Genomic DNA, 15,447 nt, shown 5'->3' with positions numbered 1-15,447 from the left:
TTGCCTGCGTTCGGCGCGGGCGCAGACTCAGCGCACGTTGTCGAGCGCCGACTTGCCGAGGCTGCGGATATGGCTCTGCACCGCACGGCGCGAGGCCTTAGAATCCTCCCGCTCCAGCGCCTCGACGATCTCCAGGTGCTCGGCCGAATCCGGTTCGAGCCGATCGGCCAGGCGCGCGATCTCGAATAGCCGCGTCGTGACCCGTAGCTTCCGGATCATCTCGGCGAGCACATCATTGCCGCAGTGGCGGGCGAACAGCTCGTGCAGATTATCGTCGGACGCCCAATGCGCATCGGTATGATAGGGCACTGTCGTGCGGAGCTGATTGATCTCCAGCTTGACCTTGACCATCTCGCCCGCCGGAATTCGGCCCGCCGCCAGCGACGCCGCCTCCGGCTCGAGAAACTCCCGGCATTTCAGGCTCTGCAGATATTCGCCGAGATCGACATTGCGCACCAGATAGGAACGCCCGGTTCCCTTGATGACGAGCCCTTCGCCTTCCAGCCGCTGCAAAGCCTCGCGCAAGGGGGTGCGCGAGATGCCGAGACTGTCGGCCAGGCGCGCCTCGACGATCATCTCGCCGCCGCGCAGATGGCGTCGGCGGATCATCTCCGAAATCGCGTTATAGGCGAGGTTCGACAAATTGAAGCCGCCGGCCCGGACGATTTCTGTCTCCCCGGCCTCCGCTTGATCGACATCGCTCATGATTGGGCCCGGCCCTCGAAATCGCGCTTCGCATAGGGTGAGCGCGCGCGTGACAGGTGGATGCCGTGCCCCTTTTTGCCGATGACAGTGCCATCCTCGACCACGACGCGGCCACGGACCATGGTGAGAACCGGCCAGCCCACGATTTCACGTCCTTCATAGGGGGTATAATCGGCGCCATCCTGGATCAGATCATGGGTCAGCGTGACGCGCTTCCCAGGATCCCAGATCGCGATATCGGCATCGGCGCCGACCGCGATCGTACCCTTGCGGGGATAGAGCCCATAGGTCTTTGCAGGATTGGCCGCCGTGACCGCGACGAAGGTCTCGAGATCGATCCGCCCCTTCGAGACACCTTCTGAAAACAGGATCGGTAGCCGCGCGCCGACGCCTGGAATGCCGTTCGGCACCCAGCGGAAGCTCGTCTTGCCCCTGGGTGCGAGCTTGCCTTGCGGATCGTCATAGCGGAACGGGCAGTGATCGGAGGAGAAGATCGTGAAGGCGCCGTTGCGCAGGCCCTCCCAGCACGCGTCCTGGCTGGCGGTATCGCGCGGTGGCGGCGAGCAGACATATTTCGCGCCCTCCATGCCCAGCCCGTCGAGATCCTTCTCGGTGAGGACGAGATATTGCGTGCAGGTCTCGCCGAGCACGGTCAGGCCCTTGTCCTTGGCCCAGCGGATCTGCTCCATCGCCTCGCGGTTCGAGACATGCACGATCATGACCGGCACGTCGACGAGCTCGGCAAGCGAGATCGCGCGATGCGTCGCCTCGCGCTCGACCGCGATGGGGCGCGACGTCGCGTGGTATTTCGGCGCGATCCGCCCGCCACGCTCGAGCTGCTCGGTCATGAAGCGAATGGCGTCGTAATTCTCGGCATGGACCATGACGAGCGCGCCGGTCTCGCGCGCAACCGACATGACGTCGAGAATCTGGCGATCGTTCAGGGCAAGCCCCTCATAGGTCATGAAGATCTTGAACGAGGTGTAGCCATCCTCGACCAGCGCCGGCAGCTCCTGGCCGAGAAGCTGCTCGCTCGGATCGGAGATGATCATGTGGAAGCTGACATCGACATGGCATTCGCCATCGGCCTTGGCATGATAGGCCTTCAGCGTCTCGCGCATGGAACAGCCCTTCTCCTGCAAGGCGAAGGGCATGATGGTGGTGGTGCCACCCAGAGCCGCGGAGCGCGTGCCGCTCTCGAAATCATCGGCCATCACGATGCCTTCGCCGGAAGGTTGCGCGATATGGACATGCGCATCGATCCCGCCCGGCAGCACGAGCTTGCCTGTGGCGTCGATCACCTGCACGGCCTCGCCGAGCCCTTCGCCCAACGCCACAACCCGTCCGTCACGAATGCCGATGTCGCATATGATGCGATCCGCCGCCGTGACCACCGTGCCGCCGTGGATGATGGTGTCGTAACTTGCCATGCTCGTTTCATTCCCGCTTTCCGAGAGGGAAATGTATACAAACTGCGCGCAAAAGGAAGGTTGCATTCTGCCCTCTGCGGCCTTTTGACCAGGCCGGACGGCGTCATTGCAAGCGGCTTCAAGACCCGGCCAGCGGAGCCTACGGAAAACAAGACCAGAGCAGTTTCCGATCCAATTGGATCGTTCAACAGCTCCTGCGCTTTGTTTCAAGGCGTTTTCTTCACGTTCCCGGCGTTTCGCGCCATCCATCCCACTTCGGGGAAGAAGCCCGCCTGCCGCGCAGCCAGCGTGTCCTGTATTCGCACTGGCATCGCGGCATGAGCGAGGATGACATCATCACGGGCGGCAGCGAAGCGTATCTCTCGTGATAAGCGAGTCCATATCCGACAGGCTGGCATTCGGGGCGGCGCCTGTCTTCAGGCGGCCTGGTCCGCGACCCAGCTCGTCAGCACGGCGCAGGCGTCGAGGAAATCGTCGATCTCCATCTCTTCATGCGGGTTGTGGCTGCCGTTTTCGTTGCGCACGAAGATCATGCCGACGGGGACGCCTGCTGCCGCGAAAGCCGCCGCATCATGCGAGGCGGGGCTTCCCATCATCGTGCCGGGCAGGCCCAGGCTCTGCGCCGCCGCCTGGAGCTGGGCTGCGATTGCGGGGTCGACCATGCCGACGCTGGCGGAAGCGCGCGGGCCCAGGGCGAAGCTCACATTACGCCGGGCCTCGATCTCGCCGATGATCGCCAGCATGCGCGCCTCGAGCTGCGACAGCACGGCCGGGTCATAGGCGCGCACATCGAGGCTGAAATCGAAGGCGCCGGGCACCGTGGTCAAACCATGCATGGTGGGGTCGGTGTGGAAGCGGCCGAAGGTGATGGCGAGCGAGACGCCGGCGGCCTCCTGCTCCGCCCAGAGCCGGTCGAGCGCCATCGCCAGCTCCGCGCCGGCCATCGCGGCGTCGCGGCGGAAGCGGCGCGGCGTGCCGACATGGTCGTGGCGCCCATTGATGCGCGCGTTGGGATAGCGGAAATTGCCGGGAATGCCGCTGCAGATGGCGAGCGGCAGGCTTGCCTCAACCAGGCTCGGGGCCTGCTCGATATGGACTTCGAGGAAGGCGCGGATCGTTGCCGGATCGAGCTCCCTGCGGCCTTGCCGGAGCGCCTCGACATCGCCGCCGCATGCGGCGACGTGGCTGGCGAGATCGCGCCCGGTGTCGATCCGCTTCGCCTCGAGGGCGCCATTGGGCAATGTGCCCAGCGCCGAGCGGCTGCCGATATAGGAGACCTCGAACCAGACGCTCTCCTCGGCGCGCACGCCCATCACGGTGATGTCGCAGCGCGGGCGCAGTCCCAGCGCCTTCATGGCGGCGATGACCGTCAGCCCCGCCACGACGCCGGCCGCGCCGTCGAAATTGCCGCCATGGGGCACGCTGTCGAGATGCGAGCCGAGCAGGATGCGCGGCGCGCCCTGCTCGCTGCCCGGCCAGGTCAGATAGGTGTTGGCGGCGGCGTCGCGACGGATCTGCAGTCCTTCATCCGCACCATGGCTGGCGATGAGCTCATGCGCGAAATTCTCGCCCGCGCCATAGGTGTCGCGCATGATGCCGGGCTCAGCCCGGCTGCCTTCTGCCAGGCGGTCGAACAGGCTTTCGACGATCGGGCGCTGGGCTGCGATCGCTGTCCTGATGGCTTCGGGAGAGATGGGCTTCATGGTCATTGTCCGGCTTGCGTCTGGTCGTGTTCGGGCCTGGTCGTGTTTGGCGGTGAGGGGTTTCGCTCACGCGTCGAGCCAGCGCAATTCGCCTTGTGGCGGCGCGACGTCGGGATTTGCGGCGATCATCCGCTCCCAGACGCGTTGGGTGACGGCCTGGGCTTCGTCGAGCAGCGCCTGTTCGTCGAGCGTCAGCACCTTGCGGTCGCGCATTACGAATTCGCCGTCGACGATGACGGAATGGACGATGCCGGGATGGCCGTAGTGCACGAGATTGGAGACCAGGCGGATCAGCGGCCGCATCACCGGCTGGTTGAGGTCGATGATGGTGAGATCGGCCTTCTTGCCGGCTTCCAGCGAACCGATAAGGTCCTGCGCGCCGACCGAGCGGGCGCCGTTGCGCGTGATCATGTCGAGCATGTCCTGCGGCTGGGGATCGATGCCGCCTTCGGTGGCGCGGCCGCGCCCGCCGCGATGCAGGATCAGGCCGATCTTGAGGGCGTGGAACAGATCCTCGGTCATGTTGTCAGTGCCGAGCGCGATGTTGACGCCGGCGTCGCGGATCAGGCCGATGGCGACGGTGTGCGGGCCCTTGCGCGAGGAGTTGGCCGGGTTATGGGCCATCTGCACGCCGCGCTCGGCGAGCAGCGCGATGTCGGCGGGCGTGCAATAGGTCCAGTGGGCGCAGGTCAGGTCCGGGCCAAGGAAGCCCTCGCGGTCGAGATAGCCGGCAGGTGTCAGGCCATGCGCGGCCTTGACGGCTGCGATCTCGCCCGGGCTCTGCGCCAGATGGCAGGTGCGTGTGAGGCCGTGATGCTCGGCCAGGTCCTTGAGCTTGCGCAGCATGGCGGGCGAGCAGTTGTCGGGGGCATGCGCCGCGATCTGGCAGTTGACGCGGCCGTTGCGGGCGCCATTCCAGTCCTCGATCAGCATCTGCGTGCGGTCGAGGAAGCCCTGCCCGAAGGCCTCGTCGATGCCGTATTCGCCAAAGCGGATTTTTCGCGTGTCGATATCGGCGCAGCTTTCCGACAGCCAGATCCTCAAGCCGGTATCGGCCATCGCACCGGCATAGGAGGGAACGTGGCGGAACGGGTCGACCAGCGTCGTCGCGCCGCTGCGGATCGCCTCCAGGCAGCCGAGCGAGGCCATCACCGCCCGCTCATGGTCGCTCATCGCATAGGAGACCGGCGACATGTAGCGGTAGATGATCTCGCCATCCCAATCCTCGACCGTGCCGCGCAGTGCGGTCAGGACGGTGTGGGTATGGGCGTTGATGAAGCCCGGCAGCACGGCGAGCCCGCGCCCGGAGATGCGCTCGCAATCCGGATAGGCCTGCTCCAGCGCTGCCGTCTCGCCGATCGCGGCGATGCGATCGCCGATGATGGCGATCGCGCCGCGCTCGATGATGCGCCGTTCGTCGTCGCAGGCGACGACGGTCGTATCCGTGATCAGCAGGTTCATCGCGCGCATCCCATCAGGCCGGCCTCGGTTAGCTCCGCTTCACATTCCAGAACACGGCGGTGCCGTTCATGATGCCGCTGAGGTCGGTGCGGAAGAGGGTCGGCTGCTTGTACTGACCGATCGGGTAATAGGGCACCTCCTCGAAGGCGGTCTTCTGGATTTCGTCGCAGATGCGCTTCTGCCCGGCATCATCGCCGGTCGAAAGCCATTGCGTGCGCAGCGCTTCGATCTTCGGACTGGAGACCCAGCCGGGGAAGGCGCCGTCGCCGCGCAAGGTCGAGTGGACCAGCGGGTTGAGCCAGTCCATGCCCTGCCAGTTGCCGACAAAAGCGTTCCAGCCGCCCTGATCGGCTGGCCCCTTGTTGACGCGGCGCTTGAGCACCGAGCCGAAATCGAGCGCGGTGTATTCGACCTTCATGCCGGCCTGTTTCATCACATCGGCCGCGATGTCGCCGAGCGGCTTCTGCGCCAGCGAATCGGCCGGCACCAGCAGAACGACCTTCTCGCCGGCATAGCCCGCCACCTTGAGGTCGCGCTTGACCTTGTCGTAGTCGCGCGGACCGCGGAAGACATCGAGACCGACCTCGCTGCCCATCGGCGTGCCCGGCGTGAAGTAGCCGAGCGGGCCGTAGTGGAAGGCGGGATCGTCGCCCGCGACCGCGATCATGAAGGCCTCCTGGTCGATCGCGCCGAGCAGAGCGCGGCGGATCGCCGGATTGTCGAAGGGCGGCTGCAGATGGTTGACCCGCATCTGGCAGGTGAAGCCGAGCGGATCGAGCACGGCGGTGCGGACGGATTTGCTGCGGGCGACGATGGGCAGCAGGTCGTGCGGCATCGCCTCCTGCCAGTCCTGCTCGCCGGCCTGCACCGCCGAGGTGCCGGTCGCGGCGTCCGGCATGGTCGTCCATTCCACGCGGTCGAAATTCACGATCTTGGGGCCCGAGGTCCAGTCCGGCGTGCCGCCCTCGCGGGGTTTGTAGCCGGCGAAGCGCTCATAGACGTTGCGCGCGCCAGGCACCCGCTCATCGGCCTTGTAGCGGAAGGGGCCTGAGCCGATCACCTCGGGAATGAGCTTGAACGGATCGGTGTTGGCGAGCCGCTCCGGCATCATGAAGCAGACCGGCGCCGAGACCTTGCCGAGCGCATAGGGCAGGTAAGGGAAGGGCGCCTTGAGGCGAAAGCGGATCGTCCTGTCATCGGGCGCGGAGAGTTCGTCCGTCGCCTGCATCAGCGCGTCGCCGGCCGCATCCCGCTTGGCCCAGCGCTTGATGCTGGCGACGCAATCGCGCGCCGTGACCTTTTCGCCGTCATGCCAGGCGAGGCCGTCGCGCAGGGTCAGGTTCCAGAGCTTGCCGTCATTCTCGACCGTGTGGCCCTCGACCATCTGCGGCGAGATCTCGAGCCTGGTGTTCATGCCGTAGAGCGTGTCGAACACCATGAAGCCATGGGTGCGGGAGACCTGGGCGGTCGCGTAGATCGGGTCGGTGAAGGCAAGGTCGATCACCGGGATGAATTTCAGCGTCGTCGCTGACGCGGCCCGCACCAGAGCCGGGCGCGAGACGAGGCCCGTTGCAGCCGTGCCTGCGAGAAAGTGGCGACGATTCAGCATTACAGGTCTCTCGATGATGGCGGCAGGGGCGCAAGCCTTACCCGAGCGAACCTTGCCCGAGCGAACGCGCTGATGCGGATCGCCGGGGCCGATGCGGCAGGGAATGTGGAACGCCCGGCACTGCCGGGATGATGTGCGTACCGTGACAGTGCGGCAGGTGCCCAGGCCGGGCAATGCCCACGCCTATGCTTTATTCGGGGCCGCCATTTGCCGGGCGAATACCGTCAGGCGAGCTTGCCCGCGACCTCTCCGACAACGACGCGCACCTCACGCAGGAAGGCTTCGGCGGCGCGCGACAAGGGCCGCTTGCGCGAGCTGACCACGGAGGCTGAAACCTGCACGGCGGGCTCAAAAGCCCGGATGGCGAGGTTGTAATGGCCGCTGAACAGCGGCGAGAGCGGATCGACCACCGCGACGCCGACGCCATTCTCGGCGAGCACGCAGGCCGTGTTGCAGTAGCGGACCTCGACGGCGAAATTGAACGGCTCCCCGGCCTCGCTGAAGGCCTGGCGCACGATGGTGCCCATCCTGCTGCCGCGCTCGAGCGCGATGAAGGGCACGCTCCTGAGGTCGCTGGGATAGATCGTGTTCTTCTCGGCGAGCGGATGGTCGGGGCGCATCACGCAGACCATCCGCTCGGAGAAGAAGACCTCGGCGTTGAGCGCGCGGTTTTCGTTCAGCCCCATGACGAAGCCCAATTCGGCGACGCCGTTCTCGACGCTGTCGATGACATTCTCGAAGCGGCGCACATCGAAGAACACCCGCATCTTCGGCCGCTTGGCGAGGAAGCTGCCGAGCGCGCGGGGGATGACGCTGTAGCCCAGCGGCGGCGTGGCGATCAGTCGGACATGCCCGGCCCGGTTTTCCTTCAGATCCTGGACCTTGGCTTCCAGGGCGGCATGCATCTGGAAGATCGGATCGGAGTCCTGGTAGATCGCCCGCGCCTCGGCGGTCGGGAACAGGCGGTTATTGACCCGCTCGAACAGCGGGAAGCCGACCTGGCCTTCCAGATGCTTGATCGCATTGCTGACGGCGGGCTGGGACAGGCCCAATTCCTGGGCGGCCCTCACCGTCGTCTCGCATCGCATGACGGCGCGCAACAGCTCGATCTGACGCAGGTTCATATTCTTGCTCTGAATAGTGTCGGGGTGACCCTATTTCAGGAGCAAATCATATGCCAGCTCGGTTGTTGGCCTTGCCCCCGTCATTCCGGGGCAGGCCGCAGGCCTGAGCCGGGACCCAGAACCGATGCGCCTGATAGCAAGAGCGATGGCGATGGGGCGTCCTTCATGGACCCGCATCGGCTCTGGGTTCCGGGCTCTTTGCTTTCGCGAAGCCCCGGCTTTCGCGACGCCCCGGAATGACGGCGGTGTTCCGTCACGTCCAGCGCAGGCTGGGCGGCGAGAGTTCATCGACCGAACGGCCGGCCCAATCCAGCGAGGAGGCTTTCGCCAGCGCGCGTCGCTGGGCTTCCTCCAGCCCGGCGGAAGCCGCCCGGTAGTCCATGGTCACGACCTTACCGCCTTGCACCACTTGCCGGCCGGCGACGAAGACATGGGCGACCGCGCGCTCGGCGGCGGCGTTGATCAGGCTCTTCAGCGGGTCGCGCGTCGGGCGCATCATCGGATGCGTCAGGTCGACCATGACGAGATCGGCCTGGGCGCCTGTCGCGAGGCGCCCGATATCGCTGCGTCCGAGCAGTTTTGCGCCGCCCAGCGTCGCGGCGCGGAAGACCTGGCCGGTGGTGACGACGGCATGGCTTTCGCCGGTGATGCGGGCATAGACACCGGCGTGGCGCAGCTCTTCGAGCATATTATGGGGGAAGGTGTCGGTGCCGATGCCGATATTGACGCCGGCGGAGAGATAGCGGCCGAGATCGCGCAGCGTGAAACCACGCCGACCGAAGACGGTCGGACAATGCGCGACCGAGGTGCCGGTTTCGGCGAGGCGCGCCAGGTCGGTGCGGGTCGGCCAGCGCACCCAGGGATGTTCGTCGAGGAAGATGGCATGGGCGATCGAGGCGTTCGGGCCGAGAAAGCCGACGCTGTCGAGCCACTGGATCGGCGAGAGCCCGCTGCGGCGGACCATCTCGTGGAATTCGCTGATCGACTGCCCCGCATGGGTCTGGATCGGGATGTTGCGCTCGGCCGCGCCGGCGATCGAGGCGCGAAACAGCTCTTCCGTGCAGGTGTCGATCTGGGCCGGGCAGGCGATGCCCGACAGCCGCCCGGATTCATGCGCCAGGGCTGTGTCGATGATCCGGAAGGCCTCCTCCATCGCCTTGCGGCCGGCGGCATCGTCGAGCTCGTATTCGACGGTGTAGCCGTTGCGGGTGAACCAGCGACCGTTGCGGTACATCGGCGCCATGACCATGCGCAGGCCTGAAGCCGCGGCGCGGTCGAGCCAACCATCGCTGGGGAAGGAGAGGTCGACCAGCGTGGTGACGCCCGACATCAGCAGTTCCGACCAGGCGACATGGTTGAGATGCGGGATGCCCTCAGCATCGGCGCGGAACAGCCAGAGGAATTCGTAGAGCGAGGAATTGTAGAGTTTCGGGGTGCCGACCTCGTCGGTCATGCCCTTGTTGCCGGGCTCGCTCGACGGGTGCGAATGGATGTCGACGAGCCCCGGCATGACCATGAAGCCGCGCCCGTCGATCTCGCGGTCGACCGGTTCGCCCCAGCCCTCGCCGAGATGCAGGATGCCGCTCTCGTCGAAGACGACGTCGCAGTCGCGGCGATAGACGTGGTCGTCGGCCTCGGCGTCATAGGCGATGACGACATCGGCGCGGGAGATGCGGGTGGTCATGGTCGGTCTCGTTTCTTCGGGGGCATAGCGAGCCGGTCCTGGATCGCGCGACATTGCACGGAAACGCGCCGTCATCCTGGGCTTCGCCCTCGGGTCCGATCTTCGATCGGCCCAAGGACAAGCTCCGCGAAGACCCGGTATCCGAAGCGCGTCATGGTCGGGCTTGACCCGGCCATCTCGTAAACCAGAGCACTCTGGTCATGAGATTCTCGGGACAAGCCCGAGAATGACGCTCTGCGAGGGATCCCGGATCGGCGCGGCTTACGCCGCTTGTCCGGGATGACGGCGTTGTCAGGCTCTGCTCAGAGACCCGCCGCCTTTTCCTGCTCGATATAGTGAGCGGCGATCTCCTGGCCGGTGGCGATCCAGACGTCGCCATAGCTTCTGGCCCGCGTGATGAAGTCGCGCAGGATGCCAAGCCGCATCGGCCGGCCGGTGACCTGGGGATGCATGACCATGGAGACGAGGCCGCCCCATTCGCGGGTCTGCTCCAGCTCGCCATTCCAGATCGACAGCACATGCTCCTTGGGGAACATCGGGCGCGGGCTGAAGCGCTGGCTCAGCCCATAGAGCCAATCGTCGAAGGAGACGTTGACGGGCAATTCGACGGGGCCGCGCGAACCGTCGCGCAGCTTGTGGCGGTAGGGGCGGATGTCGTCGCGGAAGGACGAGGAATAGAGGATGCCGCGATCGCGCAGATAGCCGAGCAGCTCGTGATAGTTTTCGCCTGACGGCGCCCGGTAGCCGACCGGCGTGACGCCGAGCACGCGCTTGAGGGAGTCGAGCGCCTTGTCGATCTCCTCCTTGTCCTCGGCGAAATCGGCGGGGTCGGGCCGCTTGTGCAGATAGCCGTGATGGCCGACCTCATGCCCGTCCTTGACGATGCGCTCGCACATCTTCGGATGGGCATCGACGACCCAGCCCGGAATGTAGAAGGTCGCCTTGATCTCTTCGGCGCGCAGATAGTCGAGGATCTTGGGAATGCCGACGCGCTCCTCATAGGCGCCGAAGGACATCGTCACGAGGCGGTCGACGTTCTTGAAATCGTATTGCAGCCAGGCCGTCTCGGCATCGACGTCGAAAGCCGGAAAGACGGCGCAGCTCGCGCCGTTGGGCCAGGGGAACTCGGGAGCGGGATCCGAGAGATTGGCTGAGATGGTCGGGATGTCGGGGATCATAGGGCTTCCTTTGCTTGGCGTTGGATGCGGCTGCGCCGTGCGAGCTCGACGAGGAGGAGCGCGGCGATCGAGACGATGATCAGGATGGTGGACACCGCCGTCAGCGACGGGTCGAGTTCGAACTTGACGGATTCCCAGATCTTTTTCGGCAGCGTCGTGGTTCGCGGGCCGCCGAGGAACAGCGTCAGCACCACCTCGTCGAACGAGGTCAGGAAGGCGAAGGCTCCCGCCGAGATCAAGGCGGGGCGAATAGCCGGCAGCACGATATGCCAGAAGGCGCGCGGGAACGAGGCTCCGCAGGAGCGCGCCGCCAGTTCGATGGAGCCGTCGAGCCTGCGGAAGGCCGCTCCGACGATGACGATCACCACCGGCAAGGCGAGCAAGGTATGGGCGAGGAAGAGGCTTGTGGGCGTGCCGATCAGGCCCAGCTTCGAGAACAGCATGTAGAGCCCGAGCGCCAGCACGATGACCGGCACCACCATTGGCGAGATCAGCAGCGCCTCGGCGAGGCGGCGGCCGGGAAAGCGACCCTTGGCCAGCCCATAGGCGGCCGGCACGCCGATCAGCAGCGAGGCCAATGCGACCAGGCTCGCGAGCCAGAGCGAGAACCAGCCGGCCTCGCGCCAGGCCCGGCTCTCCCAGAGCGCATGATACCAGCGTAGCGACCAGCGCGAGGGCGGGAAGCTGAACAGTGTCGTGTCGTTGAAGGAGACGACGATGATAACGGCGATCGGCGCCAGCAGGAACAGCATGGTCAGGCCCGCAAGCAGCCATAAGGCGGAGCGCCCGGCATTGATGCGCGGCAGCGGCGATGCGGAGGACAGGCTCATCGCCCTTCCATCCCGGCGATGCGCCCGGCCCCCGCGAAGGCTGCGCCGCAGGCGAAGACCAGCGCGACGAGCCCGAGCAGCGCCAGGCTCAGCATGGCGCCGAACGGCCAGTCCAGCAGATCGCGCACCACCATCTCGATCAGCGAGGCGATGGTGAGGTCGTTGGGGCCGCCGAGCAAAGCGGGCGTGATGTAGAAACCGATGGCGAACATGAAGACGAGCGTCGCGCCGGCGGCGAGGCCGGGCAGCGACAGCGGCAAGGTGACATGGATGAAAGCCGCTGCCGGCGAGGCGCCCAGCGAACGGGCGGCACGCGGCAGGCCGGGATCGAGGCGCGACAGGATCGACCAGATCGGCAGCACCATGAAGGGCAGCAGGACATGGACCATGCCGATCTGCACGCCGATGCTGTTGAACAGCAGGGCGGCCGGCCGCTCCAGCAGGCCAAGCCCCGTCAGCCACTCGTTGACCACGCCTTTGCGCCCGAGCAGGATCATCCAGGCGAGGCTGCGAGCCAGCACGCTGGTCCAGAACGGGATCATCACGGCCGCCGTCAGCAGCATCGCCAGGCGTGGCCCCGTCGTCGCCATCAGATAGGCGTAGGGGTATCCGATCAGCGCGCAGATCAGGGTGGTGATCGCCGCGATCTTGAAGGTGGTGAAGAAGGCATAGTGATAGGTGTCGTCGCCGATCAGGCGCGAGAGCTGGGCGAGGCTCGCTCCGGAGCTGCCCTGCCCTTGGAAGGCCCATCCGAACAGCGACAGCATCGGGAGGAGATAGACGATCGCGCAGAAGGCCAGGGCCCCGGCGATCATCAATCCCGGCCGCGCACGCCAGGCGCGCGCGGCCTTCACCGAGGGAACGGCGCTGGCGGCGACCAGCGTCATCCGCGCTTGACCATCCAGCGGGCGTAACGCTCGATCTGGTTCTCGTTGTTGGTCTTGCCGTTCTCGGCGGTCTTCCCCCACCAGTCGATATCGGTCCAGAACTGCTTGGCGAGGTTGTCGGGCGAGGTGTTGAGCTCTTTGGCCTCGGCCTCGCTGAGATGCGCGAAGGCGTCCTGCGAGGACGGGCCGTAGGGGATGCGCTTGGCGAGCTCGGCCTGGACCTTGCCGTCGATGACGAAGTTCAGGAACTGGTAGACGGCCTCGGCATTGCGCGAGCCTTTGACGATCGCCCAGTTGTCGGGGGCGAGCTTGCCGCCGGCGAATTCGACATCGATCGGGGCGCCCTCCTTCTTCGCCACCAATCCGCGCGGGCCGATGGTGCAGCAGATGTCGATCTCGCCGCTGGAGAGCAATTGGATCGCCTCGGCGTGGTTGGCGTACCACTTCGTCACCAGCGGCCTGAGCTTGTCATGCGAGGCCCAGGCGCGCTCGATGTCGAGCGGATAGACCTTGTCGGCCGGCACGCCATCGGCAATCGCGGCGAATTCGAGCTGCGGCGAGAGCCCGCCGCGGAAGGGGAAGGAGCGGGCGCCCTTGAACTTCACCCCATCCCAGACATCGGCCCAGGTCTTCGGCTGCGTCCCGTTCGGGAAGGCCTTGGTGTTGTAGACGATGTTGAACGAGTAGATCAGGTGCCCGAGCCCGTAGGGATGGTGCAGCACGGGCGGGATCTTGCCGAGCTTGGCCTTGTCGAGCTTGGAATAGTCGATCGGCTCGAGCAGCTTGGCGTTGACCATGGCCAGGATCGCCGGGATGTCGGTGTCGAGGATATCCCAGGTGACGTTGCCGCTGTCGACCATCGCCTTGACCTTGGCGGCTTCCGGCGGCCCGTCATCGCGCACGCGGATGCCGGTCGCTTTTTCGAAGGGCGTGAACATCACCTCGCGCATCGCCGTGGTGCGCGAGCCGCCCCAGCCTGCGACGACGATCTCGCCCTTGTCGGCGCGAGCCGGCGTGACATGGACGAAGGGGCTGGCGATGGTGAGCGAAGCGCCGGCGCCGCCGAGAAGGATGGAGCGTCGGGATAGGCCTGAGCGATCAGTCATGATGGTCTCCCCTTGTTGTGAATTACTGGCTTTTCAGGCGGCAAGCAGCACGGCGTCGTCAGGGGCCCAGCCGATCTTCACGGCCTCCCCGATCTTGGCCTGGTAGGCATCGGCCCGATTGGGCTGCTTGATCGTGAGCTCGGGCCCGCCATCGAGCCGCAAGGTGAGCCGGGAGATCTCGCCGACATAGACGATGTCCTGAACCGTCGCGCGCAGGCCGCTGCCCGGGGCGTCGGCCGCCGACAGGCTGGCCTTCTCCGGCCGCAGCAGGAAGGTCGCCTCGGCACCTTCGCGCAGCCCGCCCGGCCGCGCCGGCAGAGGCGGCCCGCCGGTTGCCGGCAACAGGGCCTGGCCGGCCTCGCCGTCGCGCACGACCTTGCCGCCGATCATCGTGCTCTCGCCGATGAAGCCCGCGACGAAGGCGTTGGCGGGGCGCTCATAGAGGTCGCTCGCACTGCCGATCTGGACGATCCTGCCGCGATCCATCAGCGCGATCCGGTCCGACAGCGTCAGCGCCTCCTCCTGATCATGCGTGACATAGACGATGGTGATGCCAAGCTGGCGGTGCAGCCGCCTGATCTCCGTCTTCATCGTCTCGCGCAGGGAGCGGTCCAGCGCCCCCAGCGGCTCGTCCATCAGCAAGAGCCCGGGCTCGTAGACCAGGGCGCGAGCGAGCGCGACGCGCTGCTGCTGCCCGCCCGAAAGCTGCGCCGGCAGGCGCTCGCCGAGCCCGGCGAGCCCGACCCGCGCCAACGCTTCCGCAACGCGGCGGGCGGTGTCCGCGGCGGAAACGCGACGCATCTTCAAGGGGAAGCCGACATTGCGCGCGACATTCATATGCGGGAACAGCGCGTAGTTCTGGAACACCACGCCGATGCCGCGCCGCTCCGGCGGCAGATGCGTGATCGGCTGGCCGTCGAGCACGATCTCGCCGGCATCGGGCGGGGTGAAGCCCGCGATCATCATCAGCGTCGTGGTCTTGCCGGAGCCGGAGGCGCCGAGCAGGCTGACGAATTCGCCGGCCGCGATATCGAGCGAGACGGAGGCGACGGCCTGCGACGGGCCATAGCTCTTGCCCAGGCCGTTGATCTGCAAACTCGCGCCCATCGCCGCTCCCCGTCAGCCTATGGGTTCCGAAGCGTCATCACGCCGGGCCGGGCCAATCTGCCTGGAGCATAACAAACAACCGGCCCGCGACGAGCCGGCGGCGATTTGTCGAGCTATCATTTATTCCATTGGCCTATTCGCGCGCTTTATAAGCTCGCGCGGACCCCAACGCGCGCGGACCCTGCGGCAGGTTCAGACCGAACTGAGCAGGATGCTGGTCTCGCTGTTGAGAATGCCGTCGATGGTGCGCACCTCGCGCAGCACCCGGTCGAAGTCGCTGAGGCTGTCGGCGCGGATCTCGGCGATCAGATCCCAGCTTCCGTTGGTGGTGTGCAAGGAATGCAGTTCGGGCAGGCCGCGCAACTGCCTGATCACGGCCGTCGTCGAACGGCCCACGACCTCGATCATCATGATCGCCCGAATGGCCTTGGCGTCATAGTCCTGCCGGAAACGCACGGTGAAGCCGAGCACCGCGCCGGATTCGATCAAGCGGTCGAGCCTGCTTTGCACGGTGGCGCGCGAGACGCCGAGAATGGCGCCGAGCTTGGAGATCGGCGCCCGCCCGTCCTCGCGGAGCGCCGCGATCAGGCGATGGTCCAGTTCGTCGAAAACATGCATGGCAA

The 15,447-nt window shown here is 66.1% G+C and carries 13 protein-coding genes; all 13 read right to left on the bottom strand.

Annotated features, from left to right (window positions below; translation table 11 throughout):
• Positions 1 to 27: 27 nt before the first annotated feature.
• A complete protein-coding gene (locus tag BMZ97_RS09445) occupies positions 28 to 705 on the bottom strand; it encodes a GntR family transcriptional regulator (RefSeq protein WP_092167713.1) in 678 nt (225 codons plus the stop codon).
• Positions 702 to 2,135 (bottom strand): dihydropyrimidinase, encoded by a 1,434-nt coding sequence (gene hydA, locus BMZ97_RS09440; protein WP_092167712.1) that lies wholly within the window; start codon positions 2,133 to 2,135, stop codon positions 702 to 704. The genes BMZ97_RS09445 and hydA overlap by 4 nt, the downstream gene beginning before the upstream one ends.
• Before the next feature lie 416 nt (positions 2,136 to 2,551).
• Entirely contained in the window at positions 2,552 to 3,838 is a 1,287-nt protein-coding gene (locus BMZ97_RS09435; RefSeq protein ID WP_092168898.1) for a Zn-dependent hydrolase, read from the bottom strand.
• Between the two features lie 66 nt (positions 3,839 to 3,904).
• A complete protein-coding gene (locus BMZ97_RS09430) occupies positions 3,905 to 5,299 on the bottom strand; it encodes an amidohydrolase family protein (protein WP_175525491.1) in 1,395 nt (464 codons plus the stop codon).
• Positions 5,300 to 5,327: 28 nt separating this feature from the next.
• Positions 5,328 to 6,908 carry an ABC transporter substrate-binding protein gene (locus tag BMZ97_RS09425; protein ID WP_092167708.1) on the bottom strand — a complete coding sequence of 527 codons (1,581 nt, stop codon included), beginning with the start codon at positions 6,906 to 6,908 and terminating at the stop codon, positions 5,328 to 5,330.
• 224 nt (positions 6,909 to 7,132) lie between these two features.
• Complete coding sequence (locus BMZ97_RS09420; RefSeq protein WP_092167707.1) at positions 7,133 to 8,032, bottom strand: LysR family transcriptional regulator; 900 nt, start codon at positions 8,030 to 8,032, stop codon at positions 7,133 to 7,135.
• A 253-nt stretch (positions 8,033 to 8,285) separates the two neighbouring features.
• Complete coding sequence (locus tag BMZ97_RS09415) at positions 8,286 to 9,716, bottom strand: amidohydrolase family protein (RefSeq protein WP_092167705.1); 1,431 nt, start codon at positions 9,714 to 9,716, stop codon at positions 8,286 to 8,288.
• Positions 9,717 to 10,018: 302 nt separating this feature from the next.
• Positions 10,019 to 10,894 carry a polysaccharide deacetylase family protein gene (locus BMZ97_RS09410; RefSeq protein ID WP_092167703.1) on the bottom strand — a complete coding sequence of 292 codons (876 nt, stop codon included), beginning with the start codon at positions 10,892 to 10,894 and terminating at the stop codon, positions 10,019 to 10,021.
• A complete protein-coding gene (locus BMZ97_RS09405; protein ID WP_092167702.1) occupies positions 10,891 to 11,724 on the bottom strand; it encodes an ABC transporter permease in 834 nt (277 codons plus the stop codon). The genes BMZ97_RS09410 and BMZ97_RS09405 overlap by 4 nt, the downstream gene beginning before the upstream one ends.
• Positions 11,721 to 12,611, bottom strand: a complete 891-nt coding sequence (locus BMZ97_RS09400) for an ABC transporter permease (RefSeq protein WP_092167700.1) — start codon at positions 12,609 to 12,611, stop codon at positions 11,721 to 11,723. Before BMZ97_RS09400 ends, BMZ97_RS09405 begins: the two co-directional genes overlap by 4 nt.
• Entirely contained in the window at positions 12,608 to 13,717 is a 1,110-nt protein-coding gene (locus BMZ97_RS09395; RefSeq protein WP_092167699.1) for an ABC transporter substrate-binding protein, read from the bottom strand. The genes BMZ97_RS09400 and BMZ97_RS09395 overlap by 4 nt, the downstream gene beginning before the upstream one ends.
• Before the next feature lie 33 nt (positions 13,718 to 13,750).
• The gene (locus tag BMZ97_RS09390) at positions 13,751 to 14,824 is read right to left on the bottom strand and encodes an ABC transporter ATP-binding protein (protein WP_092167697.1); all 1,074 of its coding nucleotides are present in this window, start codon (positions 14,822 to 14,824) and stop codon (positions 13,751 to 13,753) included.
• Positions 14,825 to 15,016: 192 nt separating this feature from the next.
• Positions 15,017 to 15,442 carry an Lrp/AsnC family transcriptional regulator gene (locus BMZ97_RS09385; protein WP_092168895.1) on the bottom strand — a complete coding sequence of 142 codons (426 nt, stop codon included), beginning with the start codon at positions 15,440 to 15,442 and terminating at the stop codon, positions 15,017 to 15,019.
• Positions 15,443 to 15,447 lie beyond the last annotated feature (5 nt).

Source organism: Allobosea sp. OK403, assembly GCF_900113835.1.
Taxonomy (GTDB): domain Bacteria; phylum Pseudomonadota; class Alphaproteobacteria; order Rhizobiales; family Beijerinckiaceae; genus Allobosea.
This window is presented reverse-complemented; position numbering and strand designations above follow the sequence as displayed.

Coding starts and splice junctions, on each gene's coding strand:
- BMZ97_RS09445 (WP_092167713.1), bottom strand. CDS start 705: ATGAGCGATGTCGATCAAGCGGAGGCCGGGGAGACAGAAATCGTCCGG.
- hydA (WP_092167712.1), bottom strand. CDS start 2,135: ATGGCAAGTTACGACACCATCATCCACGGCGGCACGGTGGTCACGGCG.
- BMZ97_RS09435 (WP_092168898.1), bottom strand. CDS start 3,838: ATGAAGCCCATCTCTCCCGAAGCCATCAGGACAGCGATCGCAGCCCAG.
- BMZ97_RS09430 (WP_175525491.1), bottom strand. CDS start 5,299: ATGAACCTGCTGATCACGGATACGACCGTCGTCGCCTGCGACGACGAA.
- BMZ97_RS09425 (WP_092167708.1), bottom strand. CDS start 6,908: ATGCTGAATCGTCGCCACTTTCTCGCAGGCACGGCTGCAACGGGCCTC.
- BMZ97_RS09420 (WP_092167707.1), bottom strand. CDS start 8,032: ATGAACCTGCGTCAGATCGAGCTGTTGCGCGCCGTCATGCGATGCGAG.
- BMZ97_RS09415 (WP_092167705.1), bottom strand. CDS start 9,716: ATGACCACCCGCATCTCCCGCGCCGATGTCGTCATCGCCTATGACGCC.
- BMZ97_RS09410 (WP_092167703.1), bottom strand. CDS start 10,894: ATGATCCCCGACATCCCGACCATCTCAGCCAATCTCTCGGATCCCGCT.
- BMZ97_RS09405 (WP_092167702.1), bottom strand. CDS start 11,724: ATGAGCCTGTCCTCCGCATCGCCGCTGCCGCGCATCAATGCCGGGCGC.
- BMZ97_RS09400 (WP_092167700.1), bottom strand. CDS start 12,611: ATGACGCTGGTCGCCGCCAGCGCCGTTCCCTCGGTGAAGGCCGCGCGC.
- BMZ97_RS09395 (WP_092167699.1), bottom strand. CDS start 13,717: ATGACTGATCGCTCAGGCCTATCCCGACGCTCCATCCTTCTCGGCGGC.
- BMZ97_RS09390 (WP_092167697.1), bottom strand. CDS start 14,824: ATGGGCGCGAGTTTGCAGATCAACGGCCTGGGCAAGAGCTATGGCCCG.
- BMZ97_RS09385 (WP_092168895.1), bottom strand. CDS start 15,442: ATGCATGTTTTCGACGAACTGGACCATCGCCTGATCGCGGCGCTCCGC.